This is a genomic window from Acetobacter oryzoeni (assembly GCF_004014775.2).
GTDB lineage: Bacteria > Pseudomonadota > Alphaproteobacteria > Acetobacterales > Acetobacteraceae > Acetobacter > Acetobacter oryzoeni.
The window spans coordinates 1,723,923-1,744,698 of the sequence record NZ_CP042808.1 but is presented as its reverse complement, the minus strand read 5'-3'; the positions used below and the strand labels follow the sequence as shown (position 1 = coordinate 1,744,698).

Sequence of the window (20,776 nt, the reverse complement as noted above, 5' to 3'; positions counted from 1 at the left end):
CATAGGTGATTACAGAGAGTTGCCCGAACCAAAGTGGCCTGGACCCTGGTTGTTCATGCCCATGCCGCCAGCACCAGCCGAACCAGCACCCATCATGTTCTGCATAGGGTTGTAGCGGCCCACATTCCCCAGAATTTGCTGGAGGATGTTGATTTTTGTGCCCGGTGTGGGGGTGATGCTGTTGATCATGGCCACAGAGCGGGAATCTTTTTTATTCAGTGTGCGCAGGCTTTGCAGGTTCCCGGCATCATCAAACTTCAGCACCACAACCTGCTGCTTGCCGATTCCCGGAAAATCCATGGGAATCAGATATGTGCTCATGGAAATATAGATCCATGTATTGTCATCAAACGCCCCCTTGGTGGTGGGGGAGCCTAACAAATCCAACGCATCGGCTCGTGTGCTGGCACCGGGGATAAGCTGGTTGTAATCATCCGCTTCAACCAAAGAGCCACGAGGCGTTGGCGTTGGCCCAAACACGGCACAGCCAGAAAGCGCTATCACTGCTGCCAGTGCGCCACAGGTGTTACGCAGGCGTGATATTTTATGCTGGCGTGGCTGCTTCATTCGGTTGGGGCTTCCCTAAGCATAACATTTAAGGCATCCGCACATCGCGGCCATGTAACAGTCCGATGCCTCAAACTGATACGAAGCGTCAATTACAGAATGGTTTTTTCCATCTGTTTTTGCACTTTACCCCCTTTAGCTTTCCTTCAAAAAGCCCCAATTAGAAAAAGCGTTGCAGAAGGGTGGATACCCGTAAGTGTATGCGCCTCTGTAAACGATCTTCCTCTGCCAGCTCAGGAGGCTGCTATGTCTGAAAAACCAGAATTTTCCCGCCCAATGGCATTGCGCCGAATCGGGGGGCAGGAAACAGCAGTGACGGTGGAAGCAACAGAACAGGAATGCGCAGCAATTGCCCGCCGCCTTGGTTTGCCAAAAATTACGCTTTTCCGCTGTCGGTATCTGCTAAAGGCAGATAGGCACAGTGTGGTGGAGGCAGAAGGGGCGCTGGCTGTTCATTATACGCAGACCTGCGTTGTTAGCCTTGAAAACTTTGAGGATGTTCTGGCAGGAGCATTCAGTGTTCGGTTTGTGCCTTCTGAACGGTTTGTAGAACCGGATGAGCCTGATCTGGATGCAATTGATGAAATTCCGTATGAAGGTCAGGATATAGATCTGGGCGAAGCCGCTGTAGAGCAGTTTGCTCTTGATCTGGACCCATACCCACATGCGCCAGAAATTGATCTGCCAGAAGGCCTTGTCCTGAGCGAGGAAGAGGCAGAGAAGCTTCTGGAAGAAGGGGAGCAGGATGAAAAGCAGAACCCCTTTGCGGCCCTGTCTCGGCTCAAACCGGGCAAGGCCTGATCTGGGCGCGGTACGGGTTTTCTTTCTGGATTGCTTGCGAAAAAGCTTGTCGTCTGCTAGAGGCCCCGGCTCAGTCTGGTGATAAACCTGTGTTGTTGTCTGGTGGGGTGAAAAAACACGCTGCCAGGCGTTTTTAAACCGTTTTTCAAGAGGGGGCTCGGGCTCATGGCTGTACCCAAGAAGAAAACCTCGCCTTCACGTCGTGGCATGCGTCGCAGCCATGAAGCTCTGAACGTGGAAGCTTTTGCTGAATGCTCTAACTGTGGCGAACTGAAGCGCCCGCACCATGTGTGCAGCCATTGTGGCCATTACGATGGTCGTGAAGTGGTTGCTTCCGGTAAGGCACTTAAGGTTGCTGTCCGCGCTTAATAGCGTGGGTTTGCGGTAAAACGCGCATTACAGCGTGATGCGCGTTCTGTGGGAGCAAGGCATCTGCGGTATGGCAGAGAAGCAGGCATGAACAAGACCGAGATTCCAGATAATTCCCTTTCTGAACAGGACGAGGTGTTCAGCCTTGCCGTGGATGGAATGGGAGGTGATGGGGCTCCGGAAGTTGTTGTGGCCGGGCTCGCCGCCGCCGCTGAACGGCACCGAGGCATCAAGGTGCTGCTGCTGGGGGATGAAGCCCAGTTGCGGCCTTTGCTGGCAAAGTACCCCAAGGCTGCATCCATATGCACCATCTGGCATACGGATCAGTCTATCCCAATGGATATGAAGCCAACATCTGCTTTGCGGATGCGGCAATCGTCCATGCGCCTTGCCATGGATGCCGTGGCAAGTGGCCGCGCCCGTGGTGTGGTTTCTGCTGGCAACAGCGGCGCCATGCTGGCTTTGGCCAAGATTGTTGTTAAAACCCTTCCGGGTATTTCCCGTCCGGCCATGGCGGCCATCAGCCCTACCATCAAGGGTGATGTGGTCATGCTGGATCTGGGTGCGAATGTGGCGTGTGACTGGCGCAACCTTGTAGAGTTTGCCGTAATGGGTGAAGCTTTTGCCAAGGCTGTGTTGGGGCTGCCTGCGCCCTCTATCGGGTTGCTCAATATCGGTTCGGAAGAACTGAAGGGTGATGAAAAGCTGCGTGTAGCAGCAGAAGCCCTGCGAGAAAGCCCATTGGCTTCGCAGTTCCACGGATTTGTGGAAGGGCATGATATTACCGCAGGCACAACCGATGTGGTTGTGACTGATGGCTTTACCGGAAATGTCGCGCTTAAAACCGGGGAAGGGGTGCTTAAAATGGCAACCACTCTCCTGCGGCGCGTATTTAAGCGTGGTATTGTTTCCAAAATTGGATATCTGCTTGTGCGTCCGGGCTTGGAACGCATGAAGGAATGGCTTGATCCACGCCGGTACAATGGGGCCGTTTTTGTGGGCCTGAACGGTGTGGTTGTTAAGTCTCACGGCGGCACGGATGCAGAAGGATTTGCCGCAGCAGTTGATGTGGCAATGGATATGGTGACGCACGGATTTAATGACAGTATTCGTGATCGTCTCTCCCATATGAGTGCACTTCTCTCTCCCCAGCAAAATGCGGAGGAGCGCGAGCCAGCGGTTCCCGTTTCCTGATTGGTGCAAGACTGTCTGATCAGTAGCGGCATGTTGGGTCGCTACCGCATGCTGTTGGCTGATAATGAAAGAACGGTTTATGGCGAAACGTTCGCTTCTGGTAGGGTTTGGCGGTTTCCTGCCAGATCGGGTTGTCAGCAATGCAGAGCTGGCAGAACGTCTTGAAACATCAGATGAATGGATCAGAACCCGCACAGGTATTACCCGCCGCCATCTTGTTGGGCCGAATGATACGGCAGCCAGTATGGGGGCAGAGGCCGCAAGGCGTGCTCTGGATTATGCAGGGCTGACGGCTGAAGATATTGATGCGGTTTTTGTGGCAACAGCCACGCCAGATCAGGCTTTTCCAGCAACAGCAGTACGTGTTCAGGCCGCATTGGGCATGAAGCGGGGCTTTGGCTTTGATATTGCGGCTGCGTGCTCGGGCTTTATTTTTGCACTTTCCACAGCAGATGCGTTTATCCGTTCTGGCCAGATTCGGAATGCGCTGGTTATTGGGTCTGAAGTGTATTCCCGCATTATGGATTGGGAAGACCGCACAACCTGCGTGCTGTTTGGGGATGGTGCCGGGGCCGTTGTGCTCTCCGCTTCGGATGAGCCGGGTGATCGCGGCATTCTTTCCACGCATTTGCATTCCGATGGGACAGCAGGAGATCTGTTGTATGTGGACGGTGCTGTGGGGCAGCCAGATAAAAGCGGACATCTGAAAATGAGCGGGCGTGATGTGTTCCGCCATGCCGTTGGCAAGCTTTCATCCTCTGTAGATGAAGCGCTGGAAGCTGAAGGTCTTTCTTACGCAGATGTAGATTGGCTGGTGCCACATCAGGCCAATATCCGCATTATTGAAGGTGTTGCCAAAAAGCTGAATCTGCCAGCTGAACGGGTAGTGGTTACGGTTGATCGGCATGCCAATACATCGGCTGCATCTGTGCCTTTGGCATTGGATGAGGCTGTGCGTGATGGGCGTATCCAGAAAGGTGACCTGGTTTTGATGGAAGCCTTGGGTGGTGGCCTGACATGGGGTTCTGCTTTGGTAAGGCTATAATTTCAGAACATATTGTAAGCACAACTGCGTGAATGAATTGACGCGGCGTGTAAGCGTGTTACTTTAATTTTTATGGAAACTGTCACACGTGCATCCTTGATAGAGCAGATCTATCAGCAGGTTGGCCTGTCTCGTAAAGAATCCTCCGTTCTTCTGGAAGATGTTCTAGAGACGGTGATGGACGCTCTTGAACGCGGCGAAAGTGTTAAAATCAGCGGATTTGGCACTTTCTCCGTGAGGAAAAAAGGCCAACGGAGTGGCCGAAACCCGAAAACGGGTGAGGAAGTTCCGATTTTGCCGCGTTCGGTCTTGGTCTTTCGTCCGAGTCAGCTTCTGCGCGCTGAAGTAAACCACGAAACGCTAGATGCAGAAGCGGAGCATGATCATGACTGATGAGGCGCATACTTTTTCTGAAACAGGGGCAGAATCTTCTTCCCCCACACCGGAAAATGTAAGCACGAATTCAGCGCCTTCAGAAAAAGGGCCTTTTGCGTTTCGCACCATCAGCGAAGTGGCAGATGAGCTTCATGTGCCGCAGCATACGCTTCGGTTATGGGAAACCCAGTTTCATCAGGTTCGGCCGTTAAAGCGTGGCGGTGGCCGCCGGTATTACCGACCTGCTGATATAGAGCTTTTACGGCATATTGCAGATTTGCTTTATACGCAGGGTTACACCATCAAAGGTGTGCAGCGCGTTTTGCAAAACGGTGGCGTGCCTACCGCCGAAGCGTCTGCGCCTGAAACACCCCACCAAGATGAGGCTGAAAAACAGCCAGAAACTGCCGTAGAAGCAGTTGAAACATCTGAAGTTGCTCCAGAAGACTCTGAAAATGTAGAAGATTCTTCTGAAAAAGTGGTTGCTGTGGATGATAACGCATCCACAATCCAGCCAGAGCCAGAGCCAGAGCCAGAGCCAGAGCCAGAGCCAGAGCCAGAGCCAGAGCCAGAGCCAGAGCCAGAGCCAGAGCCAGAGCCAGAGCCAGAGCCAGAGCCAGAGCCAGAGCCAGAGCCAGAGCCAGAGCCAGAGCCAGAGCCAGAGCCAGAGCCAGAGCCAGAGCCAGAGCCAGCAGTAGTTGCTGAGGATGTTCAGGATGCCACAGATTTGTCACCAGAAATGGAAGACGCGGTGGTGACATTTGCATCTGTTGAGCCGCATCCGCATATGACGGAACTGGTGGAACAGAACCGTCAGCTACGTCAGGATCTGGCAGATGTGCTGGTGGAGCTAGAAGAGTTCCGTAAAAAGCTGGTTTCTTAAAAATTGTGTCTGGGGTGGGTTGTGTTGCAGAAAACCTCCTGCTAAATACCACTTCACACTTAACGGGCAGTAGCGCAGTCTGGTAGCGCATCAGTCTGGGGGACTGGGGGTCGTGGGTTCGAATCCCGCCTGCCCGATATTTTCTCTGAAAAATCAGTGTTGCAGAACAACCCAAAAGCCTAACTGGCTTTTGGGTTGTTTCCGTATGCCCACCGGCACCACAGCAGATTAAGTGCGGCCATAACGGCTGGCCCAATAAACAGGCCAATCAGGCCCCAGGTTTCTGCGCCGCCCAGAATACCCAAAAGCACCCAAAGGAAAGGTAGCTTGGTGCTGCCGCCAATAAGGGCAGGGCGGATAAAATGGTCAGCTGTAAAAATAATCACAGCGCCAACACAAAAGGTTGTAATGGCGGCAACAGAGCTACCCTGCACCAGAATAAGCAGGGAAACCAAACCAACTGCTATCATGGCGCAAAAAGGGATCATGGCAGCTACGGCAGTAATCACGCCAAATAGAGCAGGATGCGGTGCATGGGCAAATACGTAAATAATGCCAAGCAGCAGGCCTTCTCCAATACCTACCAGCACTAGCCCCTGAACAGAGCCGTGAATGGACGCAACAATCTGCCGTCCAATGCTTTCCCCCCGTTTGCCAAAAGCCCGGCATGAAACAACACGGCACTGGCGGATAACGGAAAGCCCATCCTTATAAAGAAAAAACAGGGTGAGGATGGAAAAGCAGAACAATGTGGCACGATGCGCAACTTGCGAACCCACGGCACGCGTAACAGCTACGCCTTTGCTATCTAGATTACCCAGCATGCCAGAAAGATCACGCGGGTCTGAAAGATGGGCCTGCCACCATTTGCTTATGGCGGCGCTGCCGAAAGGCAGGCGATGAATGGCATCGGGTACAGGCACGCCATATTCACGTGCGTGAGATACCCATTCCAGCGCGCTCTGGGCCTCGCCTACAGCTTCCAGCGTGACAAGCGTAAGCGGTATAACAAATAGCAATGCCATGGCCGCTGTAAATAACAGGGGCAAAAGCGTGCCAGATGCCGCATGGGGCCATTTATTGCAGGCGCGCGTATAAAGCGGCCATGTGGCAATGGCAAAAACGCTCCCCCACGCCAATGCAGGCAGAAAGCCCTGAATTGTGTAAACGGCTACCCCTACAATAAACAGCGCCAGAACTGTACGCGCCATTTCCTGCCCCCGGCGAGAGCGCTGGCTTGGTTTGATAAGAGAGCACCGTGGTGAATCCGGAAGAAATTGTGATGGCAATGAATCGGGCATATTCCGGTGTGTTCTCCGAGGGGTTCCGCAATAACATTCTATCTTCAGCATACCTTGTATGCTGTGGTGAGCATAAGTTTAGTTATCAGACCATATCGCGCTATGGCGGTCGTGCCTATGCCATAACCCGATATGCCGCATAAGGATCATATTCCCGTATCTTTTTCTGACACTTTCGTTAGTGTCGCGCAGTTTCCTGCGGCGTAGTAAGAACTGATCCTGTCATGCTCAAAAATTTCCTTACCGTTGGCGGCTGGACAATGCTCAGCCGTATTCTTGGTCTTGTTCGTGATCAGCTTCTGGCTGCCTTTATGGGGGCGGGGGCATTGCAGGATGCCTATCAGGTTGCGTTTCGTCTGCCCAATATGTTCCGGCGTCTGTTTGGAGAGGGCGCGTTTAACGCAGCATTTGTACCTTTGTTTTCTTCTGTGCTGACGCGGGAAGGTAAGGAAGAAGCGCAGCTTTTCGCGCGCAGAGCATTAGGTGTCATGCTGGTCTGGCTGCTGTTTTTATGCGTGCTGGGCGAAATTTTTATGCCGCAGGTTCTTAAGGTTATCGCCCCCGGTTTTTTGCAAAGTGGAGATAGATACGCCCTGGCTGTCAGTTTAAGTCGTATTACTTTTCCTTATCTGGTGCTGATTTGTGCTGCGGCTTTATTGGCTGGCGTTCTTAACGGCTTGCATCGGTTTGGTGTGGCCTCAGCGGCATACTTGGCTTTCAATGTGGTGGGGATTGCAGCCATTCTGCTGGCTTCGCCCTTTTTGCCAAATGTTGCTTACGCTGCGGCATGGGGGGTAACGGCATCTGGTGTTGCACAGCTAGGGTTATTGTTCTGGGCGTGTGAGCGGGCGCATTTTGGTCTTACGCCTTTGTGGCCCTCTCTTACGCCCCGTATACGCCTGTTGCTGCGCCGTATGGTGCCAGGGCTGATAGGCAGCGGCGTTGGGCAGATTAACCTTACCATTGATACCATTATTGGCACGCTGCTGCCCGCAGGCAGTGTTTCCCTCATGTATTTTGCAGATCGGATTAACCAGTTGCCGTTAGGGGTTTTGGGAGCCGCTGCCGGTACCACGCTGTTGCCTGTTCTGACGCGCCATTTAGCGGCAGGAGAAACAGATGCAGCCCATGCTGCACAAAATCGGTCCATTGAATATGTGTTGTTGCTGACACTTCCTGCTGTGGCCGGTTTGTTAGTGCTGGCTGGGCCGATCATGATTGTGCTGTTCGGTCACGGGTCTTTCACAGAGCATGATGCGCTGCTTTCGGCACAATCCTTGCGGGCTTACGCTATTGGCTTGCCCGCTTTTGTAATGGTGAAGGTGCTCTCTCCGGCATTTTTTGCACGAGGCGATACGCGCACACCGGTTTACATTGGTATTGGCGTTCTGCTGCTTAATTTTGTGCTCAATCTATTGTTCATGAAGCCGCTCGTTCACATGGGGCCGCCTTTGGCAAGCAGTTTGGCTGCTTTTATCAATGTAGCTGTGTTGGCCTTTTTACTGCGGCAAAAAAATGCCCTGCTTCTTGCGCCGGAAACATTGGGCGGTATTGGCCGGGTGGGGCTGGCTGCTGCCGTTATGGCGGTAATTCTTGTTGGGGTGGAAACCTTGTTGCCGCTACCAGCGCATTTTCTCATGCGCCTGATATGGCTGACAGTTATGGTCGGGCTTGGGGGCATATTTTATGCGGGTATGTTGCATGTGCTGGGGGTTATGGACTTGGCAGATGTGCTGGCAGGCCTGCGCAGGCGTTTAAACCGTAAACGCGCCTGACGGATGTAAGGAATAAGGGGAGCCGGGGATGGTTGAGATTGTTCTGGCGCATCAGGTAGATCTGGCGACATGGAGGGCTGCTGCGCGCCATTATGTGCAAAAGCAGGTGCTTCCTGAAAGTATAAGCTGGCGTGTTGCGGGCAAAGGGGAAGCTCCTTGGAAGCTGGAAGCCCCAGATTCCGCAGATAATGATGCTCCCCTTAACCTTCCACGCAAATTGGTGACAGCCGTGCTGGAAGCATTGCAGGCGCATCCTCCTGAACGTTTCGCGCTTTTATATCGTGTTGTTTATCGTTTTGCGCATGGCTTACTGGATATGGAGGATCTGCGGGAAGATCCAGATATTCAGCGGCTTCGAGAGCTTGTGCAAAATGTTAAGCAAGAAACGGAACAATTTCGTCTGGCTTTCTCGGCATTCAGTGCGCAACACCAAGGTAAAAGCCTACACTACACCCCGCAGAATTATATTGTGGAAGCAAACGGACACTTCTGTGTAGAGCGCAATGCCCAACCGTGGGAGGTGATTACACCTTATCGGCGTATGTGGTGGGATGGAACCCAACTCCATTTCGCGCAGGGGGAAGCAGAGGCCGCGCACGTATCTGCTGAGATGTGGCAGAAAGACGGGCAGGGTATCTGGCAGGGGTACCCCAATACTGTGCTGGTGCCGACGCTAGAAGATGTTGCACAAGCACCTTCTCTCGCCTCTCTGTCAGCAGAGGCTATGGATTGTAGAGCCTGCTCCTTATGGCAACCAGCTAACCGCACGGTTTTTGGCGAGGGTGCAGAAAATACGCCTCTGATGTTTGTTGGTGAACAGCCAGGAGATCAGGAAGATCTGGCAGGCCGCCCATTTGTGGGGCCTGCTGGGCAGGTGTTTGATAGGGCGTTGGAAGAGGCTGGCATTTTGCGAGATCACGTTTACGTGACAAACGCCGTAAAGCACTTCCGCTTCACATGGAGAAACAACAGGCGCCTTCACCAAAAGCCAGATATGGAGTCTGTCGATGCCTGCCGAATCTGGTTGGATGCAGAGCGTAGGCTGGTACATCCTAAGCTGATTGTTATGTTAGGTGTTACGGCAGCACAGAGTCTTCTCAAGCGGCCTGTTACCATCTCGCGTGAGCGTTCGCGCGTATTCCAGTTGGATGAGCAGTGTTCGGGACTGGTAACAGTGCACCCGTCTTATCTGCTGCGTCTGCCGAATGAAGAAGCCAAAGCACGTGAATACGCACGCTTTGTAGAAGACTTACGCTTGGCACATAGTTTTATAACGCAGCAGTCAGACTGATGACCGTGAGCGCTTATTGCTGGCAGCAGGCTTGTTCAGGCGCTGATGTAGCTCTTTACCTGTTTTAAAGAAGGGAACGAGCTTTTTGCCAACCTGCACTTGCACCCCCGTTTTAGGGTTGCGGCCAATACGTGGGTCTCGCTCTTTTACAGAAAATGCACCAAACCCGCGTAATTCTACACGGCTACCTTCTGCAAGGCTGCTGGTAATGGTGCCAAATACAATATTTACAAGTCGTGTTGCTTCTTTCAGCTGAAGATGCGGATTTTTCTGCATCAGGGCTGTAATCAGCTCGGATCTGGTCATCTTAAGTTCTCCCACCCGGCTGTTGTGTGTACAATAATGATACTCAGAACATTCCGTAATGATGAAGAAGACGTCAAGATAGAAAAGTCTGACGGTATGAACCAGAGAAATACCGCCAGACCTTTTTGGCAATCAGTTTTTGCAGATTTTATGCTGCAGGAGACTTCTTGCTGCGGCGGCCACGGCCATTCTGTTCTTCTTCATCCCCAGCGGCATGAATTTTGCGGCCGAGGCCAATTTCACGCGCAAGGGTGGAACGACGTTCTGCATAGTTAGGCGCAACCATCGGGTAGTCTGCTGGCAGGCCCCAACGTTCACGGTACTGTTCAGGTGTCATGCCATAAGCGCTCTGCAGGTGGCGCTTGAGCATTTTCAGCTTTTTCCCGTCTTCCAGACAGATGATGTAATCTGGAAATACCGAACGCTTTACCGGAACTGCTGGCTGCAGTTTTTCTGGTTCATTCTGCGGATGTTCAGCTGTTTTCAGTGCCTGATAAATATCACGGATCATGCCCGGGATAAGTGCGGGATCTGTCTGGTTGTTGGAGACGTGTGCAGAAACGATCTCTGATACCAGATCAAGAAGGGGAGAGTAGTCCTGGTTCTCACTCATGATAAATCCAATAGGAATTTGGTGTGAATATCTGCACTCCATACTCCTTTAACTGTAGTTTGTGAATGGTGAACTCACAATTTCGGCGCATAATTAGCCATAAAAGAACATTATTCAAAGCAATGCCTGAAATTTGGCGTGTTTCAAATAATAAACAAACGGTAATATTTGGTGGGTCTGTAATCGTCCGTTCGGGTTTATTGTTCTGCTTGGTGGTGTGCGCTCGTTTTATGTAAACGCAGAAATATCATCTCCGGTTCCAATAAATATGTGCTGCTATGATTTTCTGGAATGTTTGGTTTTTACATAATATCCAAGTAAAATATTATAATAACGGATAAATAGGATAAATATTGCATATATCTATCAGAGAAAATTAAGCATAAAAGTGGTTGGGGTGTTTTGGTGAGTGAAGGCGATAGAATATGAAAATAAAAAAGCCTGCCCCTGAGAATAAGGGCAGGCTTTTTTAGTGTATGATATTTGGTAAGGCGATGATATTTACCGAATACCTAATTCACTCATAAGAAAATCACGGAAAACAGCAACGCGTTTGGAGCTACGCAGTTCTTCCGGATAAACAAAATAAGCATCTACAGTTGGAGTAGTAATTTCCGGCAGGATCTGAACCAGATCAGGAAATTCTTTTGCGGCGTAAGTTGGGATAGACCCAATGCCCAAACCAGCGGCAATAGCAGAGGCCATGGCAGCCATGCTATTAACTTCTAGCCGAGCAGTCTGTGTGCTGCCATCGGTGCGGCAGGCCTGTGCCAGCCAGTTAACATGTGCAACCGGAGGATGGTGTTCACCAAACAGCACCAGCTGGTGTTCTTTGATTTCCTCCAGAGATTTCGGCATGCCGTATTTCTCGATATAGAGAGGGGCAGCAAAAATTGGCAGGCTAAAATCGGCCAGATGGCGCTGGATCAGGTCTGGCTGTCTGGGTGCATGCATACGCACCGCCACGTCAGCCTCCCGCATGCCTAAATCAAGATCATTATCTTCCAAAATCAGGCAGATATCTATTTCGGGGTTATCTGCCATAAAGCGATGAAGCCGCGGCATAAGCCAACAGTTACCAAAGCCGGTGGTTGTGGTTACGCGCAGCCGCCCGGCTGCCTTTTCCTTACTTTCTGTCAGCAGTGTTTGCGTCATTTCCAGTTTGGAAAAGACTTCGCGCACGGTTTTATGAAGTGTTTCACCCTGTTCCGTCAGGATCAGGCCGCGGGCGTGCCGATGAAAGAGAGGAACCTGAAGGACGTCTTCCAGCGCGGAAATCTGCCGTGATACGGCAGATTGGCTAAGGTTGAGCACATCCCCCGCGTGGGTAAAGGAACCGGCTTCTGCCACTGCATGGAAAACCCGGAGTTTGTCCCAGTCCACGCATGCCTCCTGCAAATTGAATGAAGTTACAAAAACACAGCCGTGTTTTATGCGGTGTATTACGTGCAGGAATTGGCCCCCTTGGTCAAGGGATGAAGCCGTTTTCTGTTAAGTTATCAGCTTAAGCCTGCAAGATAACGTTCCGCATCCAGCGCTGCCATGCAGCCAGTTCCTGCGGCTGTTACGGCTTGGCGATATGTTTTGTCCTGTACATCCCCCGCGGCAAAGACTCCGGGCACAGAAGTACGCGTGGTGCCGGGTGTGGTTTCAATATACCCTTCAGCATCCAGTGTAAGTTGATCGCGGAAGATGGCGGTGTTGGGGGCATGGCCGATTGCAATGAACACACCATCTGTCGGGATTGTCTGTTCGCTGCCATCCTGCGTATTCTTCAGCCGTACGCCGCACACTGTTTCTGGCGTGCCATCAGCCAGAATATCTTCCACAACACTGTTCCAGATAACGGAAACCTTGGGGTTGGCAAAAAGTCTGTCTTGCAGAATCTTTTCTGCCCGCAAGCTATCGCGCCGGTGTACCAAGGTGACGTGCGCAGCATGGTGGGTAAGGTACAGGGCTTCTTCAACGGCAGTATTGCCACCGCCTACAACCACCACATTTTTCCCGCGGTAGAAAAAACCATCACATGTGGCGCAAGCAGAAACACCAGCGCCCTGAAGGTGCTTTTCACTTGGCAGGCCCAGCCAGCGAGCCTGAGCACCTGTAGCAACAACAACTGCGCGCGCTTTGTAAATGGTGCCCGAATCACCCGTCAGAAGGAATGGTGAGCCCGCTTTGAAATCAACAGATGTAATAATGTCGTATTCAATACGTGTGCCAACATTCTGCGCCTGCTCAGCCATTTGTTCCATCAGCCAAGGGCCTTGTATGGCTGTGGCAAAACCGGGGTAGTTTTCAACTTCTGTTGTAATGGTGAGCTGGCCACCCGGTTGCAGCCCGGCAACCAGAACAGGAGAAAGGTTGGCACGTGCTGCATAGATGGCAGCAGTATACCCGGCCGGCCCTGCGCCAATAACGAGCAGATCAGTTGTAATGGTTTCAGCCATATTGGCAGCGCTCCCGCATATGGAAATCCAGCATACAGGCCGCTGTAATGGGGGCAGCCTGCATGTAACTGTTGGAAGCATATGGCTGCCACATGGGTTTTGGGCAAGGGCGTGTATCTTTAGGTGTTTGCCGCCGGATGTGCTGCATGGCATATACTCGCGCGAGTTGAATTGGGGTGCATGCCTCTTGTGCAGGATGGATCAGGAAACGTGACAGATCTGGACGCAGTTGATCTTCGCATTGTGGCAGAGCTTCAGAATGATGGCCGCATGACCAATGTGGAGCTGGCCCGCCGTGTCGGTATTTCCGCACCTCCATGCCTGCGTCGTGTCCGGCGTTTGGAAGAAGAACGCATTATCCGTGGCTATCATGCAGAACCCAATGCTGCAGCTTTGGGGTGGCCCATTACCTTTTTTGCGTTGATTGGTCTGGAAAGCCAGAAAGAGGCCATTCTGTGCAGTTTTGAGCAGCAACTGGCCCAATGGCCAGAAGTGCGCGAATGCCACATGATCCGCGGTGGGGGAGACTTTCTTGTCCGTTTGATTGCGCGTGATGCCGCGCATGAAAACCTGCTGACCAAACAACTGACAGAAGCACAGCACGTAATACGTGTGCAAACCTTGCAAACTATCCGGACAAGTCTGGAGCGTTGGGGTGTGCCAGTACAGGTTGAGGAGGAAGGGCAGGCCCCGTGACAGACCATCAAACGGTTTCAACTGAAGCCGTTGTAAAGGGGCCGGATATTAGCGTGGTTGTGCCATGCTACAACGAATCGGCAAATGTGGTGCCTCTTGTCAAAGCTCTGGAGCAGGCGCTAGCGGGCAGGCGGTGGGAAGTTATCTTTGTAGATGATAACTCGCCCGATCATACCAGCCAGCGTGTGCGCGATCTGGCCCGAAATGATGCACGCGTGCGCGGCATTTGCCGCATAGGGCGCCGGGGTCTTTCATCTGCTGTTATAGAGGGTGCGCTCTCTTCATCCGCGCAGGTTGTGGCGGTGATGGATGGAGATCTCCAGCATGACGAATCACGCCTTGGCGCGCTGATAGATGCCGTTCTGAACAACACATGTGATGTTGCTGTTGGGAGTCGGCATGTTGAGGGCGGCAATAATGCTGGTTTGGCCAATGCGTGGCGGCATGTGTTGTCTGATGGCGGCATCTGGCTTGCACAACGGGTCTTGCCGGTAAAGCTGACAGATCCGATGAGCGGCTTTTTTGCGTTAAGGCAAGAAACATTCGCCGCAATTGCCCCGCGTTTGTCTGGCACAGGCTTTAAAATCTTACTCGATTTACTGCTTTCTGCCCCCAAACCCCTGCGTGTGCAGGAGGTGCCTTGCGGCTTTCGCCCACGGGTGGCGGGGGAAAGCAAGCTGGATGCGTTGGTTATGCTCCAGTTTGGCGCACTCCTTTTGGATAAGTTTGCCAAAGGCTGGGTACCTTTGCGGTTTGTCGCCTTTTGTATGGTCGGGCTGGCAGGCGTTGGCACAAATTTGGTGGTTATGCAGTGCGCCCGGTTGGTAGGGGCGCATTTTTCCGTGGCGCAGGCCATTGGCACTGTTGCCGCCATGATTCTGAATTTCTTTCTGGATAATAATTTTACGTATCGTGACAGGCGCTTGCGTGGCTGGGCGTGTATGCGTGGGCTTGTTCTCTTTATGTTGGTGTGTTCGGTTGGCGCGTTGGCGGATGTGGGCATTGCCCGCATGATTTACGGCCAGAATCATATGCTTAATGAGGCCAGTCTGGCGGGTGCCATTCTTGCTGTGGTGTGGAATTACGCCATGTCTTCAACCGTTGTCTGGCGCTCGTGATCGTAAAAACAGCAAGCCACACGCGTGGTGCATGGATGTGCCTGATAGCGCTGGGGCTGCTTACATTGCTCCGGCTGATTCTGGCCGCATGGATCCCACTTTCTCCCGATGAAGCCTATTACCGTCTCTGGGCTTTGGCTCGGGCTGCGGGGTATCTTGATCACCCGCCCATGGTGGCGCTGTGGATGCGCATTGGCATGTTTTTTGCCGGTGATACCGCAGAAGGCCTGCGTTTTATGGGGCCTGTTTCTGCCGCGATTGGCACGATTCTGTTGGTGCAGGCTGCGCAGCAATGGCTTCAATCTCAGAAAGTATTGGCGGAAAGTTCCAGCAGGTTCGTAACGGCTGTTAAGCCCGGTATTGTGCTTAACAGCACATTGGCCGTGGGGCTGGGCACGCTCATCATGACGCCAGATACACCGCTGGTGTTTTTTATGGCCTTGCTGCTGTGGAGCGTGAGCAACCTGCTTTCTGGTAAGCATCCAGCATTCTGGTTGCTGGTGGGGCTTTCTGCCGGGCTGGGGTTTGATAGCAAATATACGGCGCTTTTACCTGTAGCCGGTTTGGGCTTGTGGTTGCTGGCAACGCATGCGGGAAGGCAATGGCTGCGCACGCCATGGCCTTGGCTTGGTGCTGTGGTGGCGGTGATATGCATGGCCCCTGTGGTGGAGTGGAATGCAACACATCACTGGGTCAGCTTTCTCAAGCAGGGCGGCCGGGCTGGGGATTGGCAGCCCGGCCGTATGTTCACCTTTATGGGGGAATTGCTGGGCGGCCAGGTTGGTTTGGCATCTCCGCTTATCTTTGTGCTGTTCGTGGTGGCCATAAAATATTTGCTTAGGCTGCGGGATCAATTCGCCCAGCTCTTGCTGTGTATGATCTTGCTGCCCGTGGCTGTTTTTGTGCAGCACGCCATAGGCGCACGCGTGCAGGCAAACTGGCCTGTTGTGTTGTATCCCGCTCTTGCCTTGTCTGTAGTGTGCGTACCGTATCGGTGGTGGAAAGCCGCCTGCGCGCTTGGCGTTGCCATGTTTGTTGTGGTGGTCGGGCAGGCTTTGTGGGCCCCCGCACATCTTTCGCCTCATTTTGACATGACGTTACGGCAAATGGGCGGCTGGCCTGAATTTGTGCAGACCGTAGAAAACCAGATTTCACCTGATGCTCTGCTGATTGCAGATGAATATGGGCTGGCGGGTGAACTGTCTTTTTATGCGCAGAATCGCGAAGTGCTAGCGGTTGAACCGAGATGGCAGTTTTTTGCGTTTCCGCATTCTACATGCGGGGTGGAGGGCTATTTACTGCGTAGCCGCAGGCGGCATGATCAGCCTGATGCCGCGCTTTTTGATGTTCTCGCGCAATATCCAGATATTTCACGCAGCCGCCGTGGGGCCGTGGCCGATAGTTACGCAGTTTATCGCGTAAGATTGCGCTGCTTGGGGAGCGATGCGGTGCGGGAAGATACGGCAATATTGCCTGCCAATAAGCGTTAGGTACGTGGCTTGCTGCTTGGTGTTGTTTGCAGCAGGCAGGCAAGGCAGGATACGCTGGCTACAGTTTAGATAGCCAAGAATAACAGGAAACATACCTCAATGGCATCATCCTTACAGGTTGCGGTTCAGATGGACCCTCTGGAGCACGTTAATATCCATGGGGATTCAACCTTTGCGCTTATGCTGGAAGCTCAGAAACGTGGGCATACCTTGTATGTCTATGAGGTGAATTCGCTGGCATTGGGCGAAGGGGCGGTGGAACCGGAGCAGTCTTCCAAAACCCGGGTAACAGCTTTGATGCGCCCTGTAACAGTCCGGCGGGAAGAAGGAAACCACGCCACGTTTGGTGCGCCAACACGCCAGTCATTGGGGGATATGGATGTGGTGCTGATGCGTCAGGACCCGCCTTTTGACATGGCATATATTACAGCCACACACATGTTGGACCACGTGCATGGTATTGGTCCGGGTAAAGCGTTGGTGGTGAATGACCCACGTTGGGTACGTGATAGCCCGGAAAAACTGTTGGTCACTCATTTTCCAGATTTAATGCCCCCCACCTTGGTGACGTGGGATATCGAACAGATTCGGGCCTTCCGAGCCAAATGGCACGATATTATTGTGAAGCCACTTTTCGGGAATGGCGGGAGCGGGGTTTTCCGTATCCGTGCAGATGACCAGAATCTGAATGCTTTGCTTGAAATGCATTTTGCGCGCTCGCGCGAGCCATTGATGATTCAGCGTTACGAACCTGCTGTAACGGCCGGAGATAAACGTATTATTCTGGTGGATGGGGAACCCATAGGTGCCATCAACCGTGTGCCATCGGGAGAAGATCACCGGTCAAACATGCATGTGGGCGGCGTGGCCAAACAGATTGGGCTGAGTGATCGTGACCGCGAAATTTGCACGGCTATTGGCCCGTTTCTAAAAGAACACGGCCTGATTTTTGTGGGTATAGATGTGATTGGCCAGTATTTGACAGAAATTAACGTAACATCTCCCACTGGCCTTCAGGAGCTGGAACGCTTTGATGGTATCAATGGCGCTGGTGCAATCTGGAACTGCATAGAGCGCAAGCTGAATGCCGCGTGATTTCTAGCCCTTGTTTTGCTTATGGGTGTCATCCTTTTTGTCGGCTGCTTCCAGATCAGCCAGTGGCGTGTCCTTCCCAAACTTGTTGTCCAGCCACTGATATATTGGGTCTCGGAAGTAGTAGATGAAGATGCTTGCCCATATGGCAATAGCGATGATGGCGAGAAGAATTTGAAACATAGCTCTATATTAACACTATCTATTGCACAGTTGCAGCGTAAAAGGAGTATATGCCCTTACACAAGGGCGCTTTTGTGACGCGTGCCTTGTGCAGAAGAGGAAGACCTTTTGTGGCTCTTGAAGAAATGTCCACCAGCAGGCAGAGAGAGGACATGAGTGACGTTCTCCAAAATTATCCTTCCGGCGGGGGGGATAATCCCGCGCCTCCTCCTTCCCGCTCGGCACTGGATGCGGAGGCTGTCAAAGCAGCCTATCGCCGGTGGGCAAATGTATATGATGTTGTTTTTGGCGGCATCTCCCGGTTTGGGCGTTTGCGTGCTGTAGAAGCCGTAAACGGTCTTCCCGGCACGGATGTGCTGGAAGTGGGGGTGGGCACCGGCTTGGCACTGCCCCATTACCGGCCAGAAAAGCAGATCACCGGCATTGATCTTTCAGCCGATATGCTGGCCAAGGCGCGTGAGCGTGTGCAGCGCGATAAGCTGACAAACGTGAACGGCCTGCTTGAAATGGATGCCGAAGATACGAAGTTTGAAGATGCTTCCTTCGATATCGCCGTGGCCATGTTTGTGGCTTCTGTGGTGCCGCATCCACGGCAGTTGTTGCGTGAACTTAAACGCGTTGTGCGCCCCGGTGGTTATATTCTGTTTGTAAACCACTTTTTGGCACCAGGTGGTGTGCGTGGCGCTGTAGAACATGCGCTAGGCCGGGCATCTCACTCTTTAGGGTGGCATCCTGATTTTGCAATGCAATCATTGCTGCCAGATGAGGATATACGCCGCGCCTATATTCAGCCTGTTCCGCCATTAGGGCTGTTTACTTTGGTCACGCTGGAAAATCTGCCTGCATAACCTGTGCGCTCCTGCCAAGGCAGGGGCGTTTCTTCTGCGTGGCAGAAAATGGCATTTGCGCGTATGTAACATGAATATGATGGAACAGTCTTATGCCGTGCCACGCGCCAAGGGCGTAGGGTTGCATGATGCCAGTAAGAAATTGGAAATTGGAGCATGATGGTCGCCCATAACCAGAGCCAACAGAATGAGACATCTGGAAATGGCATGCGTGTTACCAGAAAAGGGAATGGAACAGGCGCCGCTTATGTGGTGCTGGCCGCTCTGGCAGCATTAGCTGGCGGAGGTGCTTCTACACTTTCTGAAATGGGCATTATGCCTGCTACGGCCGGATGGCATGCGGTTGTGCAGGCTCATCCTGTTCTTATGCTTTTATATGTTGTTGTTCCGGCGTTACTGGGTGGTTTTGGCTCCTTGTGGCTTCCGCGTGCCGTGCAGCGGTCCGGCGTATTGCTCTCTCGGATGAACGATGCCGGTTTTCTGTGTGTGTTTGCTGGGGCTGCGCTAACAGTTACAGGAGCCGAGCTTAAAACAGCCACCTTGCTGTGGTGTGTTGGCACATTAATGACAAGCATGGCCCTGCTGGTAACCGTGTTTGATAGCCGTGCCGATATGGAAGAGCGCAAGCCGTTCTCTCCTTTTGTATGGGGGGAAATGCTGGCAGCCGTTGTTATGCTGCTTACCGTGCCGGTTATGGCCGGGCAGATTGTAAAACACTGGCATTATGCCGCAGCAGTAAATGTAGAAAGCTTTGCTGGCCCCGTGGGGCTGGTGGTGCTGCTTGCCGGTTTTGGTGTGGTGTTTGAAATGAGCGCCCGCGTTGGCAAGTTCTCTGAAAAACCGGTTGCATTCATTATGGCTGCTGCCGCGGCTTCTGGCGTTGTGGCGTGGACCAAAAGCGTTTTTATGCAGGGCACTGAAAGTGCAGGCGCTATGCAGGTTGGCAGCGCCATGCTGGCTCTGTGCTCCTTTGCGGCCACCTGTCTGGCAGTGCTGTGGTTGGCTGGTGCATGGAATGCCCGTGCCTCGCTGCGTGTGCCGTTGCTCTGGGGCTTAGGCTTTATGAGCGTGGTTTCCGGTGGCTGGCTTGTGCAACTCGTGCAGGGGAGCGGCCTGCATTCCGCACTTCAGCTTGGCGCGCTGTATGTTGTGTGCGGTGGTTTCTATCTGTGGCGCGGTGAGGAATGTGGATATTGGTATCCGCAACTTATGGCGTATCTGCATTTTGCCTGCACTGCTGTTGCTACGGCACTAGTGTTTGTACCGAGCGCACAAATGCTCAGTGGTGCATTTTTTGGCTTGGCAGCCCTGTGCTTTGTTGGTGCTGCAGTGATGAGCTTTAAGCGTAACCAGCAGACAACTGCACATTGGGCCGCAATTTCTGTTCAGGATTCCAAGGGATACCGGGCATGAGTGATAGCGTGGCAACAGCTTCTCTAGACGCGGCAGCAGAACGGCGCCCACGGTTTAAGGCCGATCAGGTTGGCACCCGTGCGCGGGATTGGATTCAGCTGTTAAAGCCACGCGTAATCTCGCTGGTTGTTTTTACAGGCGCAGCAGGCATGATTGTCGCACCGGGCCACATGAATTTCTTTGTGGCGTTGGTGACCATCTTTTGCATCTGCATGGCCTCGGGTGCGGCTGGTGCTATCAATATGTGGTATGACCGCGATATTGATGCCGTCATGCAGCGTACCATTACTCGCCCTATTCCGGGTGGGCGTATTCCAGAAAATGAAGCATTGGCTTACGGGGTGGGACTTTCCTGTCTTTCTGTATGTTTAATGTGGATGGCAACCAACACACTGGCTGCTGGCATTCTGGCATTTTCCATTTTCTTTTACGCCGTTATCTACACAATGTGGCTTAAGCGTTCCACGCCGCAGAATATTGTGATTGGTGGTGCAGCAGGGGCTTTCCCCCCCATGATCGGCTGGGCAGCGGTAACAGGCCATATGGCCGTTCTGCCCGTAGTGATGTTCGGGATTGTCTTTTTCTGGACGCCACCGCACTTTTGGTCGCTCTCTTTGTATGCCTGTAAGGATTACGGGCGTGCGGGTATTCCCATGCTGCCGGTTGTGCGTGGTGCACGGCATACACGTTGGCAGATCTTTATTTACACGCTGGTGCTGCTGGCTGTTTCTCTGGTGCCATCTTTCATGCATCTGTGTGGTTGGCTTTATACGACCACCGCTTTGGTGCTTGGCTTGGGGTTTGTAGCATGTGCTGTGCGTGTTTTGCTGGAACCGCAGGATGCGCAGGGCGTAAGCCAGAAAGGGGATAAAGCGGCCCGTATTTCCTTCCGCTTTTCTCTGGCTTATCTGTTCTTCCTTTTCTGTGGTCTGCTGGCAGACCACTTCCTTCAGGCATGGGTGTAAGTGG

22 protein-coding genes and 1 tRNA gene are annotated in these 20,776 nt (G+C 52.7%); 16 read left to right on the top strand and 7 right to left on the bottom strand.

The window, feature by feature from the left end; all coding sequences use genetic code 11:
• Window positions 1-9 precede the first annotated feature (9 nt).
• Window positions 10-567 (bottom strand): outer membrane protein assembly factor BamE, encoded by a 558-nt coding sequence (locus tag EOV40_RS08030; protein WP_087651945.1) that lies wholly within the window; start codon window positions 565-567, stop codon window positions 10-12.
• A 246-nt stretch (window positions 568-813) separates the two neighbouring features.
• Between EOV40_RS08030 and EOV40_RS08025 the strand changes: the two genes are divergently transcribed.
• From EOV40_RS08025 to EOV40_RS07995, 7 genes are all read left to right on the top strand, one after another.
• Window positions 814-1,368 (top strand): DUF177 domain-containing protein, encoded by a 555-nt coding sequence (locus EOV40_RS08025; RefSeq protein ID WP_208729119.1) that lies wholly within the window; start codon window positions 814-816, stop codon window positions 1,366-1,368.
• Between the two features lie 165 nt (window positions 1,369-1,533).
• Window positions 1,534-1,737, top strand: a complete 204-nt coding sequence (gene rpmF, locus EOV40_RS08020) for a 50S ribosomal protein L32 (RefSeq protein ID WP_006116507.1) — start codon at window positions 1,534-1,536, stop codon at window positions 1,735-1,737.
• An 87-nt stretch (window positions 1,738-1,824) separates the two neighbouring features.
• Entirely contained in the window at window positions 1,825-2,931 is a 1,107-nt protein-coding gene (gene plsX / locus EOV40_RS08015; protein ID WP_050820110.1) for a phosphate acyltransferase PlsX, read from the top strand.
• Window positions 2,932-2,995: 64 nt separating this feature from the next.
• Window positions 2,996-3,976, top strand: a complete 981-nt coding sequence (locus tag EOV40_RS08010; protein ID WP_128105606.1) for a beta-ketoacyl-ACP synthase III — start codon at window positions 2,996-2,998, stop codon at window positions 3,974-3,976.
• A 72-nt stretch (window positions 3,977-4,048) separates the two neighbouring features.
• Window positions 4,049-4,369: an integration host factor subunit alpha gene (locus EOV40_RS08005; protein ID WP_003623929.1), complete on the top strand. Its 321-nt coding sequence runs from the start codon at window positions 4,049-4,051 to the stop codon at window positions 4,367-4,369.
• Window positions 4,362-5,234 carry a MerR family transcriptional regulator gene (locus EOV40_RS08000; protein ID WP_128105605.1) on the top strand — a complete coding sequence of 291 codons (873 nt, stop codon included), beginning with the start codon at window positions 4,362-4,364 and terminating at the stop codon, window positions 5,232-5,234. The genes EOV40_RS08005 and EOV40_RS08000 overlap by 8 nt, the downstream gene beginning before the upstream one ends.
• Before the next feature lie 63 nt (window positions 5,235-5,297).
• A tRNA-Pro gene (locus EOV40_RS07995) sits at window positions 5,298-5,371 on the top strand.
• Window positions 5,372-5,413: 42 nt separating this feature from the next.
• Here the strand turns inward: EOV40_RS07995 and EOV40_RS07990 are convergent.
• Window positions 5,414-6,586 (bottom strand): AI-2E family transporter, encoded by a 1,173-nt coding sequence (locus EOV40_RS07990; protein WP_128105604.1) that lies wholly within the window; start codon window positions 6,584-6,586, stop codon window positions 5,414-5,416.
• Between the two features lie 173 nt (window positions 6,587-6,759).
• Here EOV40_RS07990 and murJ point away from each other — a divergent pair, with 173 nt between their 5' ends.
• Both murJ and EOV40_RS07980 read left to right on the top strand, forming a co-directional pair.
• On the top strand, window positions 6,760-8,310 hold the full coding sequence (gene murJ, locus EOV40_RS07985; protein ID WP_128105603.1) for a murein biosynthesis integral membrane protein MurJ: 1,551 nt from the start codon (window positions 6,760-6,762) through the stop codon (window positions 8,308-8,310).
• Window positions 8,311-8,338: 28 nt separating this feature from the next.
• Complete coding sequence (locus EOV40_RS07980; RefSeq protein WP_128105602.1) at window positions 8,339-9,601, top strand: UdgX family uracil-DNA binding protein; 1,263 nt, start codon at window positions 8,339-8,341, stop codon at window positions 9,599-9,601.
• Here EOV40_RS07980 and EOV40_RS07975 read toward each other — a convergent pair.
• The 4 genes from EOV40_RS07975 to trxB form a co-directional block, all read right to left on the bottom strand.
• Window positions 9,593-9,907 (bottom strand): integration host factor subunit beta, encoded by a 315-nt coding sequence (locus EOV40_RS07975; RefSeq protein ID WP_050820106.1) that lies wholly within the window; start codon window positions 9,905-9,907, stop codon window positions 9,593-9,595. The two genes, EOV40_RS07980 and EOV40_RS07975, sit on opposite strands and share 9 nt — an antisense overlap.
• A gap of 148 nt (window positions 9,908-10,055) precedes the next feature.
• Window positions 10,056-10,562, bottom strand: coding sequence for a MucR family transcriptional regulator (locus tag EOV40_RS07970; RefSeq protein WP_280114338.1), 507 nt, complete (start codon window positions 10,560-10,562; stop codon window positions 10,056-10,058).
• 459 nt (window positions 10,563-11,021) lie between these two features.
• On the bottom strand, window positions 11,022-11,903 hold the full coding sequence (locus tag EOV40_RS07965; RefSeq protein WP_020944155.1) for a LysR family transcriptional regulator: 882 nt from the start codon (window positions 11,901-11,903) through the stop codon (window positions 11,022-11,024).
• A gap of 116 nt (window positions 11,904-12,019) precedes the next feature.
• Entirely contained in the window at window positions 12,020-12,967 is a 948-nt protein-coding gene (trxB, locus tag EOV40_RS07960) for a thioredoxin-disulfide reductase (RefSeq protein ID WP_128105601.1), read from the bottom strand.
• Window positions 12,968-13,147: 180 nt separating this feature from the next.
• On the opposite strand from trxB, the gene EOV40_RS07955 reads away from it, so the two are divergent.
• From EOV40_RS07955 to gshB, 4 genes are all read left to right on the top strand, one after another.
• Complete coding sequence (locus tag EOV40_RS07955) at window positions 13,148-13,663, top strand: Lrp/AsnC family transcriptional regulator (protein ID WP_050820429.1); 516 nt, start codon at window positions 13,148-13,150, stop codon at window positions 13,661-13,663.
• Window positions 13,660-14,781, top strand: coding sequence for a glycosyltransferase (locus EOV40_RS07950; RefSeq protein WP_128105600.1), 1,122 nt, complete (start codon window positions 13,660-13,662; stop codon window positions 14,779-14,781). Before EOV40_RS07955 ends, EOV40_RS07950 begins: the two co-directional genes overlap by 4 nt.
• Entirely contained in the window at window positions 14,778-16,271 is a 1,494-nt protein-coding gene (locus EOV40_RS07945; RefSeq protein WP_128105599.1) for an ArnT family glycosyltransferase, read from the top strand. Before EOV40_RS07950 ends, EOV40_RS07945 begins: the two co-directional genes overlap by 4 nt.
• 99 nt (window positions 16,272-16,370) lie before the next feature.
• Window positions 16,371-17,366 (top strand): glutathione synthase, encoded by a 996-nt coding sequence (gene gshB / locus EOV40_RS07940; protein ID WP_128105598.1) that lies wholly within the window; start codon window positions 16,371-16,373, stop codon window positions 17,364-17,366.
• Between the two features lie 3 nt (window positions 17,367-17,369).
• On the opposite strand, the gene EOV40_RS14995 is transcribed toward gshB, so the two are convergent.
• Complete coding sequence (locus tag EOV40_RS14995; RefSeq protein WP_167506861.1) at window positions 17,370-17,546, bottom strand: hypothetical protein; 177 nt, start codon at window positions 17,544-17,546, stop codon at window positions 17,370-17,372.
• A 50-nt stretch (window positions 17,547-17,596) separates the two neighbouring features.
• On the opposite strand from EOV40_RS14995, the gene EOV40_RS07935 reads away from it, so the two are divergent.
• From EOV40_RS07935 to EOV40_RS07925, 3 genes are all read left to right on the top strand, one after another.
• Entirely contained in the window at window positions 17,597-18,394 is a 798-nt protein-coding gene (locus EOV40_RS07935) for a class I SAM-dependent methyltransferase (protein WP_128105597.1), read from the top strand.
• A 156-nt stretch (window positions 18,395-18,550) separates the two neighbouring features.
• Complete coding sequence (locus EOV40_RS07930; protein WP_128105596.1) at window positions 18,551-19,807, top strand: heme-copper oxidase family protein; 1,257 nt, start codon at window positions 18,551-18,553, stop codon at window positions 19,805-19,807.
• The gene (locus tag EOV40_RS07925) at window positions 19,804-20,772 is read left to right on the top strand and encodes a heme o synthase (protein ID WP_128105595.1); all 969 of its coding nucleotides are present in this window, start codon (window positions 19,804-19,806) and stop codon (window positions 20,770-20,772) included. Before EOV40_RS07930 ends, EOV40_RS07925 begins: the two co-directional genes overlap by 4 nt.
• Window positions 20,773-20,776: the final 4 nt, after the last annotated feature.